The sequence below is a fragment of the uncultured Leifsonia sp. genome, from assembly GCF_945957465.1.
In the GTDB taxonomy this organism is placed as follows: Bacteria; Actinomycetota; Actinomycetes; order Actinomycetales; family Microbacteriaceae; genus Leifsonia.
This window is the reverse complement of record NZ_CAMFLC010000025.1, coordinates 1-20338: the sequence shown is the minus strand read 5'-3', so window position 1 is coordinate 20338 and position 20338 is coordinate 1. Positions and strand designations below refer to the sequence as shown.

18 protein-coding genes and 1 tRNA gene are annotated in these 20338 nt (G+C 68.8%); 13 read left to right on the top strand and 6 right to left on the bottom strand.

Annotation, left to right across the window (positions count from 1 at the left end):
- Positions 1–27 precede the first annotated feature (27 nt).
- The 4 genes from Q0Q23_RS12175 to aceE all read right to left on the bottom strand — a co-directional run bounded on the left by Q0Q23_RS12175 (position 28) and on the right by aceE (position 5999).
- The gene (locus Q0Q23_RS12175) at positions 28–1032 is read right to left on the bottom strand and encodes a beta-ketoacyl-ACP synthase III (protein WP_295123922.1); all 1005 of its coding nucleotides are present in this window, start codon (positions 1030–1032) and stop codon (positions 28–30) included.
- An 11-nt stretch (positions 1033–1043) separates the two neighbouring features.
- Positions 1044–1964, bottom strand: coding sequence for an ACP S-malonyltransferase (locus tag Q0Q23_RS12170; RefSeq protein WP_295123919.1), 921 nt, complete (start codon positions 1962–1964; stop codon positions 1044–1046).
- A gap of 89 nt (positions 1965–2053) precedes the next feature.
- The gene (locus Q0Q23_RS12165; RefSeq protein ID WP_295123916.1) at positions 2054–3262 is read right to left on the bottom strand and encodes a CdaR family transcriptional regulator; all 1209 of its coding nucleotides are present in this window, start codon (positions 3260–3262) and stop codon (positions 2054–2056) included.
- A gap of 10 nt (positions 3263–3272) precedes the next feature.
- Entirely contained in the window at positions 3273–5999 is a 2727-nt protein-coding gene (aceE, locus tag Q0Q23_RS12160) for a pyruvate dehydrogenase (acetyl-transferring), homodimeric type (RefSeq protein ID WP_295123913.1), read from the bottom strand.
- Positions 6000–6222: 223 nt separating this feature from the next.
- Here aceE and Q0Q23_RS12155 point away from each other — a divergent pair, with 223 nt between their 5' ends.
- The 7 genes from Q0Q23_RS12155 to Q0Q23_RS12125 all read left to right on the top strand — a co-directional run bounded on the left by Q0Q23_RS12155 (position 6223) and on the right by Q0Q23_RS12125 (position 10533).
- Complete coding sequence (locus Q0Q23_RS12155) at positions 6223–6693, top strand: peroxiredoxin (protein WP_295123910.1); 471 nt, start codon at positions 6223–6225, stop codon at positions 6691–6693.
- A gap of 30 nt (positions 6694–6723) precedes the next feature.
- A tRNA-Val gene (locus Q0Q23_RS12150) sits at positions 6724–6796 on the top strand.
- A 48-nt stretch (positions 6797–6844) separates the two neighbouring features.
- The gene (locus tag Q0Q23_RS12145; protein ID WP_295123907.1) at positions 6845–7597 is read left to right on the top strand and encodes a methyltransferase; all 753 of its coding nucleotides are present in this window, start codon (positions 6845–6847) and stop codon (positions 7595–7597) included.
- Between the two features lie 63 nt (positions 7598–7660).
- Positions 7661–8728, top strand: a complete 1068-nt coding sequence (locus Q0Q23_RS12140; RefSeq protein WP_295123904.1) for a hypothetical protein — start codon at positions 7661–7663, stop codon at positions 8726–8728.
- Positions 8729–8833: 105 nt separating this feature from the next.
- On the top strand, positions 8834–9448 hold the full coding sequence (locus Q0Q23_RS12135; RefSeq protein ID WP_295123901.1) for a universal stress protein: 615 nt from the start codon (positions 8834–8836) through the stop codon (positions 9446–9448).
- Between the two features lie 79 nt (positions 9449–9527).
- Positions 9528–9950 (top strand): VOC family protein, encoded by a 423-nt coding sequence (locus tag Q0Q23_RS12130; protein ID WP_295123897.1) that lies wholly within the window; start codon positions 9528–9530, stop codon positions 9948–9950.
- A gap of 31 nt (positions 9951–9981) precedes the next feature.
- Positions 9982–10533 (top strand): universal stress protein, encoded by a 552-nt coding sequence (locus Q0Q23_RS12125; RefSeq protein ID WP_295123894.1) that lies wholly within the window; start codon positions 9982–9984, stop codon positions 10531–10533.
- A 22-nt stretch (positions 10534–10555) separates the two neighbouring features.
- Here Q0Q23_RS12125 and Q0Q23_RS12120 read toward each other — a convergent pair whose 3' ends face one another.
- Entirely contained in the window at positions 10556–11203 is a 648-nt protein-coding gene (locus tag Q0Q23_RS12120; RefSeq protein WP_295123891.1) for a M23 family metallopeptidase, read from the bottom strand.
- Between the two features lie 182 nt (positions 11204–11385).
- Here Q0Q23_RS12120 and Q0Q23_RS12115 point away from each other — a divergent pair, with 182 nt between their 5' ends.
- From Q0Q23_RS12115 to Q0Q23_RS12100, 4 genes are all read left to right on the top strand, one after another.
- Complete coding sequence (locus Q0Q23_RS12115) at positions 11386–12228, top strand: class II glutamine amidotransferase (protein ID WP_295123888.1); 843 nt, start codon at positions 11386–11388, stop codon at positions 12226–12228.
- 74 nt (positions 12229–12302) lie between these two features.
- Complete coding sequence (locus tag Q0Q23_RS12110; RefSeq protein ID WP_295123885.1) at positions 12303–12647, top strand: helix-turn-helix transcriptional regulator; 345 nt, start codon at positions 12303–12305, stop codon at positions 12645–12647.
- 3 nt (positions 12648–12650) lie between these two features.
- Complete coding sequence (locus tag Q0Q23_RS12105) at positions 12651–13160, top strand: SRPBCC family protein (protein WP_295123882.1); 510 nt, start codon at positions 12651–12653, stop codon at positions 13158–13160.
- The gene (locus tag Q0Q23_RS12100) at positions 13157–13777 is read left to right on the top strand and encodes a dihydrofolate reductase family protein (RefSeq protein WP_295123879.1); all 621 of its coding nucleotides are present in this window, start codon (positions 13157–13159) and stop codon (positions 13775–13777) included. The genes Q0Q23_RS12105 and Q0Q23_RS12100 overlap by 4 nt, the downstream gene beginning before the upstream one ends.
- A 141-nt stretch (positions 13778–13918) precedes the next feature.
- On the opposite strand, the gene Q0Q23_RS12095 is transcribed toward Q0Q23_RS12100, so the two are convergent.
- Positions 13919–18658: a hypothetical protein gene (locus Q0Q23_RS12095; protein ID WP_295123876.1), complete on the bottom strand. Its 4740-nt coding sequence runs from the start codon at positions 18656–18658 to the stop codon at positions 13919–13921.
- 428 nt (positions 18659–19086) lie between these two features.
- Between Q0Q23_RS12095 and Q0Q23_RS12090 the strand changes: the two genes are divergently transcribed.
- Both Q0Q23_RS12090 and Q0Q23_RS12085 read left to right on the top strand, forming a co-directional pair.
- Complete coding sequence (locus Q0Q23_RS12090; protein ID WP_295123873.1) at positions 19087–19431, top strand: helix-turn-helix transcriptional regulator; 345 nt, start codon at positions 19087–19089, stop codon at positions 19429–19431.
- Positions 19428–20099: a cation transporter gene (locus Q0Q23_RS12085; RefSeq protein ID WP_295123869.1), complete on the top strand. Its 672-nt coding sequence runs from the start codon at positions 19428–19430 to the stop codon at positions 20097–20099. The genes Q0Q23_RS12090 and Q0Q23_RS12085 overlap by 4 nt, the downstream gene beginning before the upstream one ends.
- Positions 20100–20338 lie beyond the last annotated feature (239 nt).

The window sequence follows — 20338 nt, the reverse complement described above, 5'->3', positions numbered from 1 at the left end:
TGACCGTTGATCAGTCTAGGGCAGGCCCTAGGGGAGCACGACGACCTGCGCGCCGAACACCAGACCGGCACCGAAGCCGATCTGGAGAGCGAGGCCGCCGGAGAGTTCGGGGTGCTCTTCGAGGAGCCGGTGGGTCGCCAGCGGGATGGAGGCGGCCGACGTGTTGCCGGTGGTCTCGATGTCGCGGGCGATCGCCACGGTCTCGGGAAGCTTCAGCTGCTTCGCGAACTCGTCGACGATGCGCATGTTGGCCTGGTGGGGGATGAAGGCCGCGAGCTGGTCCGGGGTCACGCCGGCGGCGTCGAGCGCCTGCTTGGCGACCTTGGCCATCTCCCATACCGCCCACCGGAAGACCGTCTGGCCGTCCTGGCGGAGTGTCGGCCAGGGTGCCTGGCCGTCGCGGAACTCGATGAGCGTGTTCCCCATGCCGACGGCACCGGCCTTCGAACCGTCGGATCCCCAGACCGTCTTCGCGATGCCGGGGAACTCGCTCGGGCCGATCACGACGGCGCCCGCGCCGTCGCCCAGCAGGAACGAGATCGTGCGGTCGGTCGGGTCGACGACGTCGGACAGCTTCTCGGCTCCGACCACCAGCGCATAGTGGGCCTGGCCGGTTCGGATCAGGGCGTCGGCCTGGGCGACCGCGTAAGCGTAGCCCGCGCAGGCGGCGTTCATGTCGTAGGCCGCCGCGGGGTTCGCGCCGACCCGGTCGGCCAGCACGGCCGCCAGCGACGGCGTCTGCTGCGGATTGGAGATCGTGGCGACGATGACCGCGTCGATGAGCTTCGGGTCGACGCCCGACTTCTCGATGGCCTCCTTCGAAGCTTCCGTCGCCAGGTCGACGGCACCGACGTCGTGGCTCGCGCGGGTGCGGGTGATGATGCCGGTGCGCTGCCGGATCCACTCGTCAGACGAGTCGATGGGGCCGACGAGGTCGTCGTTCGGCACGACCAGGTCGCCCCGAGCGGCGCCGATCGAGAGGATGCGGGTGTACTGCGGACCGTGGGCCTGCTGCAGAGTGGGGTGGGTCATCGGGTTCTCTCCTAGGCGGCCTGGTCGATGAGGTCGAAAGCGGCGGGCAGGTCGTCGGGGGTCTTGACCGCGACAGCGGGGACGCCCTTCAGTCCTCGCTTGGCGAGGCCGACCAGCGCGCCGGCGGGAGCGACCTCGATGATGCCGGTGACGCCGGCGTCCTGGAAGGCCTGCATGTCGAGGTCCCAGCGGACCGGCGACGACACCTGGCCCACGAGGAGGCGGAGGAACTCGGCGCCGTCGGCGACCTCCGAACCGTCCTTGTTGGTCCAGAGCCGGAGCGTGGGGTCGTTGGTGGTGAGCGTGGCCGCGAACGCCTCGAGGGCCGGAACGGCGGGCGCCATGTAGCGGGTGTGGAAGGCGCCGGCGACCGCGAGCGGGATGACCCGTGCGCGCGCGGGCGGCGCCTCTGCGAGGGCGGCGAGAGCATCGAGATCGCCGGCGACGACGATCTGGCCGCCGCCGTTGTAGTTGGCGGGGGAGAGGCCCAGCGACTCCAGGGTCGCGAGCAGTTCGGTCTCGTCGGCGCCGATGACGGCGCTCATGCCGGTACGAGCCTGCGCTGCGGCGGCGGCCATGGCGGCGCCGCGCTCGCGGACGAAGGCGACGGCGTCGGTCTCGGACAGCACACCGGCGCCCGCTCCCGCCGTCAGCTCGCCGACCGAGTGGCCGGCGATGCCGCCGATCCTGTCACGACGGCCGTCGGCGAAGAGGGCCGAGAGCGTCAGCAGCCCGGCCGAGACGATCAGCGGCTGGGCCACCGCGGTGTCGCGGATCGTGTCGGCGTCGCTCACCGTTCCGTGCGCGACGAGGTCGATGCCGACGGCGTCGGAGATCCGGGTGAGCTGCTCCCGGAACGACTGCTCGGTGAGCCACGGGTCGAGGAAGCCGGGGGTCTGGGAGCCCTGTCCCGGGCACACGATGACGATCACGGGTTCAAGTCTGCCAATCTTCCGCCGAGCGGATGTGTCGGATGGGTACGAACTATTCTCAGATGCTTTGTGGATGTCTACAGCGGTGCTCAGTGCCGTCGAGGCGCGTCGGGCTCGTTGATCGAGCCGACGATGAGCGCGGCCTGCAGGATGAGCGCTTCGCGAGCGCCGGTGGCGTCCCAGCCGATCACCTCTGACACACGCTTGAGCCGATAGCGCACGGTGTTCGGGTGCACGAACAGCTCGCGGGCTGTCGCTTCCAGCGACCGCCCGTTGTCGAGATAGCACCACAGCGTGGTGAGGAGCTCCGTGGAGTAGCTCTGCAGGGGACGGTAGATCCGGCTGATGAGCGTGGCCCGCGCGAGACCGTCGCCGGCCAGCGCCCGTTCGGGCAGCAGGTCGTCGGCGTGCACCGGGCGTGGGCAGTTGCGCCAGGCCTTCGCCACTGCGAAGCCGGCCAGAGCCGCCTTGGCGCTCTTGGAGGCGTCCACCAGGCTCGCGACCTCGTGGCCGAGAACCAGGTGCCCCGGGCCGAAACCCGGCTCCAACTGCTGCGCGATCTCCAGGAAGCTGATGATCGGTGCGGTGCCGATGGCGTCCTCCGGAGCACTGTCGCTCGGGATGGCGCGGCCGATGACCAGGACCAGCCGACTGCCCTGCACGCCGATCAGCACGTCGGCCGACATGTGCCGCGCGGTGCGGCGCAGCTGGTCGACGTCGAGCATCTTGGGGGCCGTCCCCACGAGAACGCTCACCTCGCCGTGGCCATGCCAGCCGAGCGCGGCGATCCGGCTCGGCAGTTCGTCGTCGTACTCCCCGGTGAGGATGCTGTCGACGACCAGCGCCTCCAGTCGGGCGTCCCACAGGCCGCGCGCCTCGGCGGCACGCGCGTAGACATCGGCGGCGGCGAACGCGATCTCGCGCGAGTAGAGGAGGATGGCCTCCTTGAGCGCCTCGTTGCCACCGCTCTTCACGCGCTCCTCGACCACCTCCACGGTGATCTTGATGAGCTGCAGGGTCTGCTGCAGGCTGACGCTCCGGAGCAGCTCACGTGGAGCCGCCCCGAAGACGTCGGCCGCGATCCACGGAGTCGACCGCGGATCGTCGAACCACGAGATGAACGAGGAGATGCCCGCCTGGGCGACCAGGCCGACTGCGCTGCGACGGCCGGGGGGCATGTCCCGATACCAGGGGAGCGTGTCCTCCAGCCGCTTCAGCGTGGTCGTGGCGAGTTCGCCCGAGATCTTGCGCAGCCACGCAAGAGTCTCGGACTTCGTCCTCTCCGGTGTCGTCGGCACGGTCCGCGGTCTAGGACTCGCCGCCCGCGGTACCGGTGGTGCCGGCGTTCACGTCGTGCAGCAGGTACTTCTCGATGGCCCACGCCGGGGCGTTCGGGTCCACCTTGCCCTGAGCCGCGAGCAGCTCCAGGGTGCGGACGACCATGGACGGACCGTCGATCTTGAAGTACCGGCGGGCAGCGGCGCGGGTGTCCGAGAAGCCGAAGTCGTCGGCGCCGAGCGTCGCGTACTCGCCCGGGACGAACTGGCGGATCTGGTCGGGAACAGCGTGCATGTAGTCGGTCACGGCGACGAACGGACCCTCGGCGCCCTGCAGCTTGCGGGTGACGTACGGCACCTGCTTCTCCTGCTGCGGGTAGAGGAAGTTGTGCTCCTCCGCCTTGAGGCCGTCGCGGCGCAGCTCGCCCCACGACGTGACGCTCCAGACGTCCGCCGAGACGCCCCAGTCCTGCGCGAGCAGGTGCTGGGCCTCGAGCGCCCACGGCACCGAGACGCCCGACGCGAGCAGCTGGGCCTTGGGGCCCTCGCCGGCGCCGTCGCGGAGCTTGTAGATGCCGCGGACGATGCCGTCCACATCCACGTTCTCCGGCTCGGCCGGCTGCACGATCGGCTCGTTGTAGACCGTGAGGTAGTACATGACGTTGGGGTCGGGGTGCGACTCGCCGTACATCCGCTCCAGGCCCGAGCGCACGATGTGGCCGATCTCGTAGCCGTAGGCGGGGTCGTACGAGACGACGGCCGGGTTGGTGTTCGAGAGCACGAGGGAGTGGCCGTCGGCGTGCTGGAGGCCCTCGCCCGTGAGCGTGGTGCGCCCGGCCGTCGCGCCGATCATGAAACCGCGGGCCATCTGGTCGCCGGCCGCCCACATGGCATCGCCCGTGCGCTGGAAGCCGAACATCGAGTAGAAGACGTACACCGGGATGAGCGGCTCGCCCTGCGTCGAATACGACGTACCCACGTTGGTGAACGCCGCCAGAGCGCCCGCCTCGTTGATGCCGACGTGGATGATCTGGCCCTGCGGGCTCTCCTTGTAGGCCAGGAGGAGCTCCCGATCGACCGAGGTGTAGTGCTGGCCATTCGGGTTGTAGATCTTCGCGTTCGGGAAGAACGCGTCCATGCCGAAGGTCCGGGCCTCGTCCGGGATGATCGGGACGATGCGGTGGCCGAAGTCCTTCGCGCGCAGCAGGTCCTTCAGCAGGCGGACGAACGCCATCGTGGTGGCGATCTCCTGCGTGCCGGAGCCCTTCTTCGCGATGGCGTAGGCCGAGTCGTCCGGGAGGTTGAGCTGCGTGTACTTCACACGACGCTCCGGCACGTAGCCGCCGAGCGCTGCGCGGCGCTCGTGCAGGTACTGGATGGCCTCGTCCTGCGGCCCCGGGTTGTAGTACGGGGGCAGGTACGGGTTCTCCTCCAGCTGCGCGTCGGTGATCGGGATGCGCATCGCGTCGCGGAACGTCTTGAGGTTGTCCAGCGTCATCTTCTTCATCTGGTGGGTCGCGTTGCGGCCCTCGAACGACGGACCGAGGCCGTAGCCCTTGATGGTCTTCGCGATGATGACGGTGGGCTGGCCCTTGTGCTCCACGGCCGCCTTGAAGGCCGCGTAGACCTTGCGGTAGTCGTGGCCGCCGCGCTTCAGGTTCCAGACCTGGTCGTCGGTGTAGTCCTTGACCAGTTCGAGCGTGCGCGGGTCGCGGCCGAAGAAGTTCTCGCGCACGTAGGCGCCGTTCTCGGTCTTGTAGGTCTGGTAGTCGCCGTCGGGCGTCTGGTTCATCAGGTTGACCAGGGCGCCGTCGGTGTCGCGGGCGAGCAGGTCGTCCCACTCACGGCCCCAGATCACCTTGATGACGTTCCAGCCGGCGCCGCGGAAGTAGCTCTCCAGCTCCTGGATGATCTTGCCGTTGCCGCGGACGGGGCCGTCGAGGCGCTGCAGGTTGGCGTTGATGACGAAGGTCAGGTTGTCGAGCTTCTCGTTCGCCGCGACCTGCAGCTGACCGCGCGACTCGACCTCGTCCATCTCGCCGTCGCCGAGGAACGCCCAGACGTGCTGGTCGGAGGCGTCCTTGATGCCGCGGTTGGTGAGGTACTTGTTGAGCTGCGCCTGGTAGATCGCATTGATCGGACCGAGGCCCATCGAAACCGTCGGGAACTGCCAGAATCCGGGCATGAGCCGAGGGTGCGGGTACGACGAGAGGCCGCCGCCGGCGTGCGACTTCTCCTGACGGAAGCCGTCGAGCTGGTCGGCGCTGAGCCGGCCCTCGAGGAAGGCGCGGGCGTAAGTGCCGGGGGAGGCGTGCCCCTGCACGAAGATCTGGTCGCCGCCGCCGGGGTGGTCCTGGCCGCGGAAGAAGTGGTTGAAGCCGACCTCGTAGAGGGCGGCGCTCGACGCGTACGTCGAGATGTGGCCGCCGACGGCGATGCCGGGACGCTGTGCCCGGTGCACGAGGATGGCTGCGTTCCAGCGGATCCACGCCCGGTAACGGCGCTCGATCTCCTCGTCGCCGGGGAACTCCGGCTCGTTCTCGGGGGAGATGGTGTTGATGTAGTCGGTGGTCGGCACCATCGGCACGCCGAGGTGCAGTTCCTTCGAACGCTTCAGCAGGCTCAGCATGATCTCGCGAGCGCGCTCATGGCCGTGTGCCGCAACCAGTGCATCGAGGGATTCACGCCACTCGGCGGTCTCCTCGGGGTCCGAATCGATGTTATTCACCGAGTACGGGTCCTGGTCGTTTACAGTCACCCTCGACCTCTTTCTTGTGTCGGACGGATCGTGGAAGGCGCGCATCCGCTGGTCGGGTCACGACGTATTGCGGGCACCATCGTTCAGCCTAGCCGCAAGTCGAGGCAGCGGGTGACCGCGGGGAGCCGAGGGCACGGTTGGACCCGTCGCCGACCGGGTCTATGCTGTGTCCTCGTGCGCCGGCGGCAGTACCGTGCCCGTCGCGCTGAAAGGACACCGCCTCATGGCTCTGGAGAACGACACCCAGGCACCCGACTTCGAACTGCTCGACCAGCACGGCCGATCGGTCAGGCTGAGCGATTTCCGCGGCACGAAGGCTGTGGCGCTCGTCTTCTTCCCGCTGGCCTTCTCCGGCACCTGCACCGGCGAGCTGTGCGCCCTGCGTGACAACCTGTCGATGTTCCAGGACCACCGCGTCGAGCTCCTGGCGATCTCGGTCGACTCCAAGTACACGCTGCGTGCGTGGGCCGAGCAGGAGGGCTACGACTTCAGCCTGCTCGCGGACTTCTGGCCCCACGGCGAGACCGCCAAAGAGTACGGCGTCTTCCTGCCGGAGAAGGGCTTCGCGAACCGCGCGACCTTCCTCATCGACGAGTCCGGCATCATCCGCGCGTCGTTCATCACGGCACCGGGGGAGGCCCGCTCGATCGAGGCGTACCGCGCCGCGCTCGACCTGTTGCCGGCACGCGTCTGAACGGGCGCACCCGCTAGGGTTGAGTCGCACGGGCCTTTAGCTCAGCTGGTAGAGCGCCACGTTTACACCGTGGATGTCGTCGGTTCGATCCCGGCAGGGCCCACCTCTGTCAGTGCCCACGCTCCTCGTGCTCCGCCTCTAAACTGTCGCCATGCCCGAGGGTGCGTACGCCTGGTTCGTCGGGGCCGAGCTCGTTCTGGCCGCGGTCACCTTCGTTGCGTTGCTGTTCATCGTGGCGCCCTACGGAGGCCGGCACGGTCGTTCCGGCTGGGGGCCGACCGTTCCTTCGCGGGTCGGCTGGGTCGTCATGGAGGCCCCGGCCAGTCTCGCCTTCCTCGGCTTCTACCTGCTCGGTTCCCACCGCGCCGATACCGTGCCCCTGCTGTTCCTGCTGCTCTGGCAGGTTCATTACGTCCAGCGCGCCTTCGTCTACCCGTTCGTGATGCGGTCGGGCTCGCGGATGCCGGTGCTGGTGATGCTGCTCGCCATCCTGTTCAACCTGCTCAACGCGTGGGTCAACGCCCGCTGGGTGTCCGAGTACGGAGATTACGCGACCAGCTGGCTCGTCGATCCGCGCTTCTGGACCGGCCTCGCACTGTTCGCGGCCGGCTACGCCCTCAACCTCGGCTCCGATCGGATCCTGCGCCGGCTGCGGCGCGGATCGACGGGCTACAGCATCCCGCGCGGAGGCGGCTTCCGGTTCGTCTCCAGCCCGAACTACCTCGGCGAGATCGTGGAGTGGTTCGGCTGGGCGATCGCGACCTGGTCCCTCGCCGGGCTCGCGTTCGCGCTGTACACCACCGCGAACCTGGCCCCGCGCGCCATGGCCAATCACCGCTGGTACCGCGAGACCTTCCGCGACTATCCGGCCGATCGTCGAGCGATCGTCCCGTTCCTGCTCTGAACCGCCGCGCCGGCCGGGTGTCGGCGGCCGCTCGTACGGTATCCGTGTGAAGAACGGGGTGACGTGACCGAGAGCGTCCCGCAGTGGTGGGCGCGCCGCCAGTGGTCCAAAGGAGCCGCCGTCCCGTACGCGGTGGGCACCTACCGCGCCGACTGGCAGCGCTATCCCGCACTCGTGCGGCAGTTCCATCCCGAGCTGAACGCCGGGGTGGTCCTCAGCCAGATCCCGCCGGCGGCCGACGTCTACGTGCAATGGGAGTGCGACGCGGGGCATCGATTCATCGCGACACCCCAGGAACAGCGATCCCGCCCGGGAGGCACGCGCAGGCGATCCGCCTGGTGCCCGTGGTGCGCGGAGCTCGCCGCGCCCGGCCGGGTCCGCCGGCCCGATCCCGACGCCGGTGTCCATATCTGCGGGCACGCGCGCGATCCGCGCAGGATCGAGAGCGATCCGGACGACGACCGCTGCTACCTGTGTCGGCGTCTGGACCGCACCGCGCTGAGCCGCGAGGAGCTCGTCGCACTGGCGGCACCGGCATCGCGCGTCGCGCTGTCGCGTGAGAACGGAACCGCGGCCCGCTACTCGTGGCAGTGTCCGGAAGGTCATCCGGCCTATGCGGCCACTGTGGAGCGGATCCTGGGCGGCCGCCGATGCCCGGTGTGCCGCAACGCCCGCGGGGGTGCCGCGGGAGTGCCGGTCGGGCAGGCGTTCCGAAGCGACCGGGCGCCGCGCCCGGCGTCGGCAGCCGAACCGGAGCTGCGACGGCGCGTCGCCGAGCGCCTGGCCGTGGACCTCGAATGCAATGCCGTTCGGGTGGCGCGACCGTTCTACGACCACCTGGAGGTCTGGCCCGACATCGTGATCCCCGAGCTGCGGGTGGCAGTCGAGTACGACACGATTGGCCGGCACGGGCTGGAGCACGTCGGGCCGCGTGAGGCATCCGACCGCCGCAAGGACCGTCTGCTCCGCGCTGTGGGGTGGGAGGTCGTGCGCGTGCGCTGCCGGCCGCTCTCGGCGCTCGGCCCGTTCGATGTGGAGGCCTCGGGCGTGACGGACGCGGTCGTCGACCGCATCCTGTCCGCCCTGGGGGAGATCCGGGGTGAACTGATCGTGGACGCGTACCGGCGGTGAGCGTCCCGGAGACGCCACAGGGAGCCGCCCACGCCCGGCACGGTCTACTGTTTCCGCATCGATCCGGGGCGCCACGGGTGCCCGAACGAACTGCAGGAGGACGCCGTGTCCCATCCCCGCCCGAGCGAGCCGGAACGCGACCGCGAACCCGAACCATCCGTTGCACCGTCCGACGCCTCTCATCCACCCCGTCCCGACGGCGGTCCGGTCATCGTCGGCGTCCACCTCGGCCAGCCGATCGACGTCCTCCTGCACGGCGCCCGGCTCGCCGTCGAGCTCGGCCGTGAGCTCGTCTGCGCGTACGTGGCCGCCGAGGTGGTCTCGACCGGGTGGGACCGCCCGGAGCATTTCGAGGTCTCGGCCGACTTCGAAGACGGTTCGTCGGAGGACGACCTCGCGACGGACCTGATCTCAGCGCTCCGGTCCGCGCTGGATGCTCTCGAGACGCGCCCGCACTGGCGGATCCGCGTCCTCTCCGGCGATGTCGCCGGAGAGCTGGCCGGGCTCGCCGACGCGACCGAGGCCCGTCTCATCGTCGTCGGCGGCAGGCGACGCGGGATCGATCGCGTCTTCGATCACTTCACGAGCGGTTCCGTGTCATCGCGGCTCGCGCACGACCAGCTGCGTCCGTTGCTGGTCGTGCCCGACCCGGGACACCATCACGGACCCGATTGCGGCCTCCTCGAGCTGCCTGCCGGCCGGCCTCAGGCCCGCGACTGACCCTCCCGCTCACGCCGCCTCGCTGGGTACGCTGTGCGTGAGCGGGCGCGCCGAGCGGCCGCACGAAGGAGGTCCCACGATGGCATCGATCCTCAACCCGTACCTCAACTTCCGCACCCAGGCCCGCGAGGCGATGGACTTCTACCGATCGGTGTTCGGAGGATCGCTCCAGCAGAGCACCTTCGCGGAGTACGGCATGAGCCAGGACCCGTCGGACGCCGATCTGATCATGCATTCGCAGCTGACGACGGACGCCGGCTTCACGCTGATGGCCGCCGACGTGCCGGCGCACATGGAACTGAAGGAAGGGTCACAGATCTCGGTGTCGTTGAGCGGCGACGACGAGGCCCAGCTCTCCGGCTACTACGACAAGCTGTCCGAAGGCGGAACCGTACTCGAGCCGCTCTCCAAGGCGCCGTGGGGTGACAGCTTCGGCATGCTGATCGACCGGTTCGGCGTGCAATGGCTCGTCAACATCGCCGGCTCCGGGCCAGCGGCCTGAGCCGGCGCCTCCCCGGCGGAGGCCGCCGACCATGAGTGTCGAAGATTCGCACGGGGCGGTCGTCGTCGGCGTCCATCCCGACCAGTCCGTGGCCGTGGTGCAGGAGGCCGCGCGGCTCGCCGTGGCCCTCGGCCGTCCGCTGGTGTGCGCCTATGTCACCGAGGACAGCTATCTCACGGAGTGGGATCGCGCCGACATGCGCGAGGATGCTTCGCTGCACCCCGCGGACGTCGCTTCGGAGGACGAGCGCGTCGCCCTGGAGCTGGCCGCGGCGATCGGGGCCGCGCTGACGTCCTCCCACGCCGACGGGGTCGAGCCGCCCTGGACCCTGCGCATCCTCGCCGGTGATCCGTCGAAAGCGCTGGGACGCGTCGCCGCCGAGCTCGGCGCTCGGCTCCTGGTCGTCGGCACGCGGGGCCGAGGCGTCGAGAGGGCGCTCGAGGAGTGGCTCGGCGGTTCGGTCGCCGCCCATCTCGCGCACGATCAGGCGTGTCCTGTCGTCGTGGTACCCACGCATGATGGGCCGACACGGCCGGGGTCGGCGCAGAATGGGCGGGCCGACACGCTCGCGCGCCCGGGGTGAGGCGCCGGTCGGATCCGCCGCGTCAGGCCGCGAACGCAGCGAACCAGGCGAGCGGGTCGATCGGCGCCCCGCCTCCAGGACGCACCTCGAAGTGGAGGTGCGCTCCAGTGGAGATACCGGTGTTGCCGACGCCGGCGATCGGGTCGCCGACGACAACGCTCTGGCCGGGCGCAACGCGCACGGAGCCCTCGGCGAGGTGGCAGTAGACCGTGGTGACGCTCCGGCCGCCTACCACGTGATCGATCGCGATGTTCACGCCGCAGCCGCCGTGGTCCTCCGCGACCACGGCGCTGACGACGCCTGTCGCAGCGGCGCGCACTGTCGTTCCCTCACGCGCCGCGAAGTCGACGCCCGGGTGATCGGCGGACGCGCCGGCCGTCGGGGCCTCGCGGTGCCCGAAGCCGTCCGAGACGGCTGCGCCCTCTACGGGCCGGACGAGTGTCGGAGGGACACGGACTCCGGCCTGGTCCCGTGTGATGCCGAAGACCGAGGTGTCGCCCTCCGCACCGACGACGAGGCCCTGCGCCGAGGGAGCGGACGATTCGTGCGTGGCGCGTGAGCTCGAGGCGGCGGCGGGGGTCACCGTGACGGTCAGGGTCGAGGTGGCCACAAGCCCGAGGATCAGGCCGGTGGCGGTCAGGTTGTGGGAGAACGGCGTGAATCGGAGCACGGGTGAGCCTCGTCTCGGTCTCGGGGAGCGGGTTATAGCGGACGGGTATTCCGCACTACAAGTGTGACATATCAGTTTGAGCAAACCCTGAGCCCACGAGACCCAGCGGGCATTCCCGTGGATCGGGTCGGCGCGTTATGGTGCTCGCGGATCGAGCCGCTCGATCCGGAGAGGTGGAGGTCATGTGTCGATGGCTCGCATACTCGGGGGAGGCGCTCAAGCCTGCCGTCCTGATCCTGGACGCTCAGCACTCGCTCGTCGCTCAGTCGCTCAACTCGCCGCTGGGGGCGGAGACGGTGAACGGCGACGGATTCGGCTTCGGCTGGTATCCCGAGGGCTCGAAGAAGGGGAGCGTCCCAGCGCTCTTCCACTCGATCGAGCCGGCGTGGAACGATGAGAACCTCCGGGAACTCACCGACTCGATCGCCAGCCCGCTGTTCTTCGGGCACGTCCGCGCTGCCGGCGGACCGCCCATCCAGCAGACGAACTGCCACCCGTTCCGGTACGAGAACTGGATGTTCATGCACAACGGGTTCCTCGACGGATTCGTTCAGATGAAGCGCGACCTGACGTTCTCGGTCGACGAGTCGCTGTATCCGCTCATCCACGGCACCACCGACTCCGAGGTGCTGTTCTATCTCGCACTGACCCTCGGACTGCAGGACGACCCGATCGGCGCGATGGCGAAGGCGGTGCGCCGCGTCGAAGACGTCGGCAGAGCCAAAGGCATCCGGTTCCCGATGCAGGGGACCCTCGCGCTCTCCGACGGCGAGACGCTGTGGGCGTTCCGCTATTCGACCGCGCACCGCAGCCGCAGCCTGTACCACTCGGTCGCCATTCCCGAACTGCGCGAGATGTATCCGGACGCCGCGCGGCTCGAGATGTTCGGCGACAAGGCGAAAGTCGTGGTCTCCGAACCGCTCAACGACCTCCCCGGCGCGTTCGTCGAAGTCGAGGAATCCACGGTCGCCATCCTGAACGACGAGGGATATCACCACGAGGACTTCTTGAGCGACGGCGACTGACGTCCGGGAGCGCCCGGATCGTCCTGAGAGTGGACGCGACTTGTTATCTACCCATATGGGTATATGATCGCACCATGGCACGAGCGGCGACGACCTCCGACGTCTTCAACGCGATCGCGGAGCCCCGGCGGCGGGAGATCCTGTCGCTGCTTCGAACGGGGGAGCGGCCGGTCGCTCAGCTCGCGCTCGAACTCGGACTTCCGCAGCCGGGAGCATCCAAGCATCTGCGGGTGCTGCGCGAGGTGGGACTCGTGCGCGATCGCCGCGAGGGAAAACAGCGGGTCTACGGTCTCGACGCAAGCGGCCTGCGTGCCGTGCACGAGTGGACCGGCGGGTTCGAGCAGTTCTGGAACGAGAGTTTCGAGCGGCTCGATGCCTATGTACAGGAACTGAAGCGGGAACGACAGGGAGAGCAGTAGGACATGAGCACGACGGATCAGTCCTCGACGGCGCGGCATGCCGCGGCCGAGCGGGAGATCGTCATCAGCAGACGGATCGATGCGCCGAGGGAGCTGGTGTTCGAGGCGTTCACCGAGGAGCGCCACCTCTCGCACTGGTGGGGCCCCGACGGGTTCACGACGACGACGGAGGCGTTCGAGTTCCGTGTGAGCGGGGAGTGGGTCTTCGTGATGCACGGACCGGACGGGACCGACTACACGGAGTGGATCTCGTGGACGGAGATCGACCCGCCCGCGCGGATCGCCCTCCGCCACGGCGCGTACCGCGACGACCCGGAAACGTTCACCTCCGTGCTGACCTTCGAGCCGGAGGGCGGCGCCACCCGGCTGGAGATGCGAACGGTCTTCCCCACGCGCGAGCTGCGCGACGAGGCGGTCGAGAAGTATCACGCGGTCGAGGCCGGCGGGCAGACGCTCGCCCACCTGGCCGCCTACGTCGCGCAGTACCTCCGCGGGGAAGCAGCGGAGCGATGAGCGGTCGCGTCTATTTCAGCGTGTCGATGTCCCTCGACGGGTACATCGCGCCGGACTCGCCGGACGAGCTGATGGGGCGGCAGTGGATGGAGCTGCAGCACTGGGTGTTCCCCACGCGCTTCTTCCGCGAGAATCTCGGGCTCGGCGCGGGCGGCGAGGAGGGTCCCGACAACGACATCGCCCGAGCGACCTTCGAACGGACCGGATCGAGCGTCATGGGCAGACGGATGTTCGACGCCGGGGAGCAGATGTGGCCCGAGAACGCGCCGTTCCACACACCCGTATACGTCCTGACCCACGAGCAGCGTGACCCCTGGGAGCGCCCGGGCGGCACGGTCTTCCGATTCGTGAACGACGGCATCCGATCCGCCCTCGATCAAGCGCGAGCGGCGGCGGGGGAGCGGGACGTGCGGATCGCCGGCGGAGGCGAGACGATTCTGCAATACCTGAACGCCGGCCTCGTCGACGAGTTCACCATCGCCCTCGCGCCGGTGCTGTTCGGCACCGGCGTTCAGCTCTTCGGCGGGATCGACGCATCCCGCATCGCGCTCGACCAGCGCACAGTCGTGCCGACGAAGCGGGCGACGCACGTGACGTACGGGGTGCGGCAGCGGTGAGACGGGCTGGGCGTGCCTGACCGGGTCGGGCCGGGCGACGCCGAGAGTGCTCCATTCCTCAGCTACGGCGGCCAAGAGCTCTCGAAGCGCGGAGCGCCGGCGGCGCGACGTCACGTCGCGACCGCCGCCGTACCGCGTGCCTCAGGTCCGGCGTCGCCGGAGGTAGGCGCCGCCCGCGATCAGTCCGCCGATGCCGACCAGGATGGTCGCGAGCCAGAGGATGTCGCCGATGTCGAGACCCGTGTGGGCGAGCGCGGGAAGGCCCGCGAGAGTCACTCGCGCCGTCGATGGTGACGAGTTCACCGCTCCACCGATGCTGTCGCCTCCCGCTGTCGCTGTGTTGCTGATCTCTCCCGCACCGCGGTCCGCAGCCGTCAGGGTGTAGGTCGCCGTGCACACGATCGCTTCTCCCGGCGCAAGTGCGCTCGCTCCCGACGGGCAGTCGATGCCCGGGAAGGCGCCGGTGCCGGTGAAGGCCCCCTCCGCGATGGTCACGTTGCGGACCGTGACGTTGCCGGTGTTCGTCACCGCGAACCGGTAGGCGATGGAGGATTCGGAGACGGCCGCGGTCTTGACCAGCTCGAGCGCCGGCGCGCTGTCGTGGGGGAGCACCACTGTCGAAGGCTCGCTGGAGATGCGTTCGCCTCCCGCCGGCGGTAGGCCGCTGGCGGCGGCGGTGTTGCTGATCCCGCCCGCGTCGGCGTCGGCCTGTGTGACGGTGTATGCGGCCGTGCACGTGAGCTGATCGCCCGGAGCGAGCGTGGTCGGGCCTCCGGAGCAGTCGGCGGTCGGCGCCGGGCCGGAGCCGGTGAAGCCCGAATCCGCGACCTGCACGTCGTCGATCGTCACGTTGCCGGTGTTGGTCACCACGAACGTGTAGGTGATGTCAGCGCCTGCGACGTACGATGCCCGATCGGACGGAGAGGCCGACTTGACGATGCGGAGCGCCGGCTGGGGCGGCGCATCGACCGAGTTCTCGGCCGGTCCGAACTGGAGGGGGGTGTCCGGTGCGCTCAGAGGGGCGCCCTGCACGCTGGCGGTGTTGTCGACCCTCCCGGCGTCCACATCCTCTTGCGTGGCGGTGTACGTCGCCGTGCACGTGACCGTGTCGTTCGGCGCCAGCTGGATGGGTCCGGCGGGGCAGTCGACCACGGGCGCGGTGCCCGTGCCGGTGAAGCTTCCTTCGATCACCTCGATGTTCGACATCGTCAGATTCCCGGTGTTCCTGACCAGGAAGCTGTACGTCACGAGCTCACCTGACCGCGTGATCGTCGACGGGTCGGCCGACTTGACGATGGTCAGGTCGGGCGAAGCGATGACGGTGAACGTCGTGGTCGAGGGCTCCGAGTCGACGGGCGACCCGCCCCCGGGCGGTGAGCCGTGGGCGGTGGCCGTGTTGGTGACGTACTTGGTGTCGACGTCGGCCTGGGTCGCGACGTAGGTCGAGGTGCAGGTCACGGTGGCACCGGGAGCGAGTGAGGCGGCTCCCGCGGGGCACGTCACGACGGGCGTCGGTCCCGTGCCCGTGAACGCGCCTTCAACTGCGTCCACATCGGTCAAGGTCACGTTTCCGGTGTTCGTGATCAGGTAAGAGTAGGTCACCGTCTGGCCGGCGGCCGTGATCGATGTGGGCGAAGCCGACTTCTCCACCGTCAGCGCCGGAGCGGCCTGCGCTGTGACATCGATTCGTGACTCCGGCGTGGTGATCGGGACACCGCTCGGCGTCTCACCCGAAACGGCGGCGTTGTTCACGATGTGGCCGGCGTCCATGTCCGCTTGCGTCACCGTGTAGTCGGCGGTGCAGACGATATTCTCGCCGGGTGCCAGCGAGCTGATACCGGGAGGGCAGACGGGCTTCAGCACGGTTCGACCCGTGAAGCGCGTCTCGATGATGTCGGAACTGTGCAGAGTCACGTTGCCGGTGTTGGTCACCAGGAAGCTGTAGGTGATGATCTGGCCCGCTGCCGTAACGTTCCCCACGGAGGCGGTCTTCTGGAGGGTGACCGCCGGCGACGCGATGATCGGGACGGTGTTCGAGGACTCGTCCGACACCACCGACGCGCCCGCGGGCGATCTGCCGTCGGCGGTTGCGCTGTTGTCGATCCGGCCGGCGTCCGCGTCGGCCTGCGTCACCGTGTACGTTCCCGTACACGTCACCGTGGCTCCCGGCGCGAGGGAGGCCGCGCCGGCGGGACACGTCACGACCGGTGCCGGTCCCGTGCCCGAGAACGCGCCTTCTGCGATGCCGATTCCGCTGACCGTCGCATCGCCGGTGTTCCTCACCGCGAACGAGTAGGTGATGGTCTCGCCGGCAGCCGTCGTCTGCAAGGGGCTCGCCGTCTTGACAAGTTCGAGGGCCGGGTTCTCGGCGACGGTGACGGTCGCGGTCGACGGGGGACTGGTCACAGGGCCACCCGCCGACGAGGGGGGCGTTCCCGTGGCGGTGGCCGTGTTCGTCAGCTGCGACTGATCGGCATCGGTCTGCGTGAGGGTGTAGATGGCCGTGCAGACGACCCGTTCGCCCGGGAGCATGCTCGCGGCCGCAGCGGGGCAGGTGACGACCGGCGCCGGACCGCTCCCGGAGAACGCCGTCTCGTTGACGACGACGTTCTTCATCGTCACGTTGCCGGTGTTCTCGACGGCGAAGTCGTAGGTGACCGTGTCTCCCGCAGCGGACACCGTGCCGGGCGACGCGGTCTTCACGACGGTGAGAGCAGGTGCCGGGTTGCCCGGCGCGCTCACGGACGACAGCGGTGAGTTGACAGCAGCGCCGCCGGGAGCCGCGCCGACCGCCGTCGCGGAGTTGAGCACCTCGCCCCGATCGATGTCAGCCTGGGTCAGCGTGTACGTCGCGGTGCACACGACCTGACCCTGCGGCGGCACCGGCGCGCTCGCCGGGCAGACCGGGTTCACGGCGCCTCCCGTGCCGGTGAAGTTCTGTTCGCTCACGTCGAGATTCGTCAGGGTCACGCTTCCCGTGTTGGTGAGCACGAAGGAATACGTGAGCTGCTGTCCGACGACGAACGATGCGGCGTCATCGGGCGCGACGGACTTCTCGAGAGAGAGTCGAGGCGTCGGCGTCGCGGTGAGTTTGGCGGTCGAGTCGGGGGAGTCCACCGTCCCGCTCGACGGGTCGGTGCCCGACGCGTGAGCCGTGTTGGACACCGATCCTGCGTCGAAATCCGCCTGCGTCACCGTGTAGGCCGCGGTGCAGTCGGTCGACGTGCCCGGCGCCAGCGATGTCACGCGGCACACCGGGCTGGGGGCGGGACCCGAACCCGAGAACGAGGTCTCCGCGATCGACAGCGCGCTGATGTCCACGTTGCCCGTGTTGGTCACCCGATACGTGTAGGTCACCGCATCGCCCGGCGCCCCGACGTCCGTCGGGGCGACCGACTTGGTCAGCGACAAGGAGGCCTTCGGCGCTTCCAGCGTGGTCGTGGTGGCGGAGGTGTTCGAGTTGATCGGTGACGTGGCGCCCTGGGGAGTCCCCGCGGCCGTGGCGGTGTTGGTGAACTGGCCGGCGGCCACGTTCGCCGCCGTGAAGGTGTAGCGGGTGACGGAGGAGCAGGTCGTGGAGGCCCCGGGAGCCAGGGTCGTGGTCGGGCACGTGACAGCGCCGATCAGCGGATCGCTGACCGCGACGTTGTTCATCGTCACCGCTCCGGTGTTCTCGACGACGAAGGTGTAGGAGATGGTGTCGCCCGCGTCGCGCACACCATTGCCGTTCACGTCGGTCACCGGACCGGCGATCTTCTGCAGGCTCAGGCTTCCCTGCAGTGCCGTGTTGGTGATGCGGCAGTCGACGAAATCGCCGATGGCGACGGTCACCGTAGCCGAAGACCCGGCCGCGCCGGACGGGAGCGCCGGATCAGCCGCCCCGTTGCGCGTACAGGCCCACGATTCGTTGTAATCGCCGAGCGAACCTGATGTCGCGGTCTCCGACAGTGTGAAGGGAGCGCCCGCCCCCGACCCGATCGTGGTCACCTCGCCGGTGGTCGCGGTCGCGCCCGTACCGGTGTTGCGCGACTGGAGCACGGTGCCGTCTCCGCGGGCGACGGTGATGCCGAACGCATCCGACGGATTCATCCGGCTGGCGACGGTCTTGTTGAGCTGGAGTTTCGACAGCAGAATTCCGAAGGCGACGCCCTGCCGCTGCTTCGTGAGCATGTCGATCCCGATCCGTGTCGGGTTGTCGGCGGCGAGCATGGCTGTGCCGGACCGGCCGACAGCGTCGTCGCTCGAGCAGAAGACCGTCGTGGTTCCCACACCGGAGAACTCACCAGGACAGGCGTTCCCGAGCGGACCGATCTGTCGCAGTGGTTTGTCCGAGGTGAATCGCATCGCCTCCCCGGTGTCCGTGGCCTCGGCGTCGGCTCCCACCATCGAGAAGGCCGTCACCGGGTTGCCCGCACCGTCGGTGACTCTGATGTTGTCCAGTTCGAGCAGGGTGTCGCCACCGCCGCTGCCACCGCCGCCGACAACCTGGTAGAGGGCGGGCAGCCCGGGCACTCCTGTGTAGTTGCCGTTCGTGCCGCGCCCGAGGAACGCGCCCGACCACGTGGGGAACGACGTCGCCGCCGGAGGTCGGTTGGAGTTCTGATGAATGGTGTAATACAGCTTGTAGCCGCCGGTGCCCGGTATGGTCGTGATCATGTCCTGACCGGCAGGATCCTTGGCGGTGGCCGCATCGTAGCCGGCCATGTTGAACCAGCAGAGCGTTCGCGCGTACGTCGCGGTACCCGCCGTCGCGTATCCGCAGGACTGGGTCGTCGCGGCGTTCGCCGTCTGGGTTGTGGCAACCAGTCCGGCCAACGCCAGGAGCACGGCCACGAGGGCTGCGAGCGCTCGCCGCCACCCCGTGGCGCTGCGCTCCGGCACGTAACGCCGACGTCCGTGTCCGGCCGTAGGTGTGTTCGTCTTCGCCCCAGGGAAAGTTCGCACTGTCGCCTCCGCTTCGTGGTGGTGGCACGGTAGCGGCACGTCGGGACGGACCTCGGAAGGCGTCCGCGGCATCACTGCGAGCATTCGATAGAAATAGCCGGTCAACGGCTATTTTCCGGTTCGGTTTGGCCGGCAAGCGGTTTGCCGCGGTCGCATGACAGCTCTGGGGTTCATCCAGGCCTTCACCTTCGTCGAGCGGCAGACCGCCTCGGGAATGCCCGACCATCACCGGCGGAACGGTCGACTCGTCAGTCGTGAGCGGAGACACCCGAGTAACGGAGGAGGGGCCACGTGCACAGCGGCGCAGGCGACTCCAGCTGCTTCTGCCGGACGGAGGATTCAGCGATCGCTGTACTATCGATGACATGACGAACATCGCTCCCGCCGCGACGGTCACCCACACCGCCGCGCTGGCACGGTTCGGCCACGCACTGTCCGACCCCACCCGCGTCGGCATCCTCCTCTCGCTTCGTGAGGCCCCCGCGTTCCCGTCCGACCTGGCTGACGCCCTGGGGGTCTCGCGCCAGGTGATGTCGAACCAGCTCGCGTGCCTGCGCGGCTGCGGACTAGTGGAAGCAATCCCGGAGGGTCGGCGCACCTGGTATCGGCTCGCCGACGGCCACATCGCTCCCGCGCTCGACGAGCTGCTGCGGGTGACACTGTTCGTCGAACCCGGCTGCTGCGAGGGGGAGGAGTGCAGCTGCGCATGAGCGTCAGTTCCACCGCCGACCGCACGACCATCCTGCAGCGCCGCATCCGGTGGATCGTCGCCGCGACCATCGGCTACAACCTCATCGAAGCCGTCGTCGCCATCAGCGCCGGCAGCGCAGCATCCTCCGGCGCCCTCATCGGCTTCGGTCTGGATTCCGCAATCGAAGTTCTCTCTGCCGGTGCGGTGGCTTGGCAGTTCACCCGGCGCGATCCCGTCCGCTGGGAGAAGCCGACGCTGCGAGTGATCGCGATCGCCTTCTTCGCCCTGGCGCTGTACGTCACCGCCAGCTCCCTACTAACACTGCTGGCCCGCGTGGACGTCCATCACTCTCCGGTCGGGATGGCACTCACGGCGCTCAGCGTCGTCGTCATGCCGTTCCTCTCGCTCGCTGAACGCCGTGCCGGCCGCGAGCTCGGTTCCGCGTCCGCGGTTGCTGACTCCAAGCAGACCCTGATCTGCACCTACCTCTCGGCCGCCGTGCTGGTCGGCCTGTTGGTCAACACGCTCTTCGGCTGGTGGTGGGCGGACGCAATCGCTGGCCTTGTCATCGCCGTCTTCGCGATCCGAGAAGGTATCGAGGCATGGAAGGGCGACGCTTGCGCCACCTCTGTCGGCATGCTGCTCGAGGACGACGACGACCACGGTGGCGACAGCCACCAGGACTGATTGACTCCAACACCTCAACGAGTCGGGACAGCACGGTGCCGTCGCTCACATTGTCAGGGTGCTGAAGAGGGCGAAGTTCGTGACAGAGCGGCAATCTGAGCTGGCTGTGCATGACTCGCAGAAGCATCCGGAACGGAGCCGCCGCAGCACAGAGCGAAACGTAGGGGAACGCCGGGCCGTGCTTTACTGGTAACCCTGCGTATCAAGGTTGGGCGTATACGAGCTGAGTCAGGCTGTGG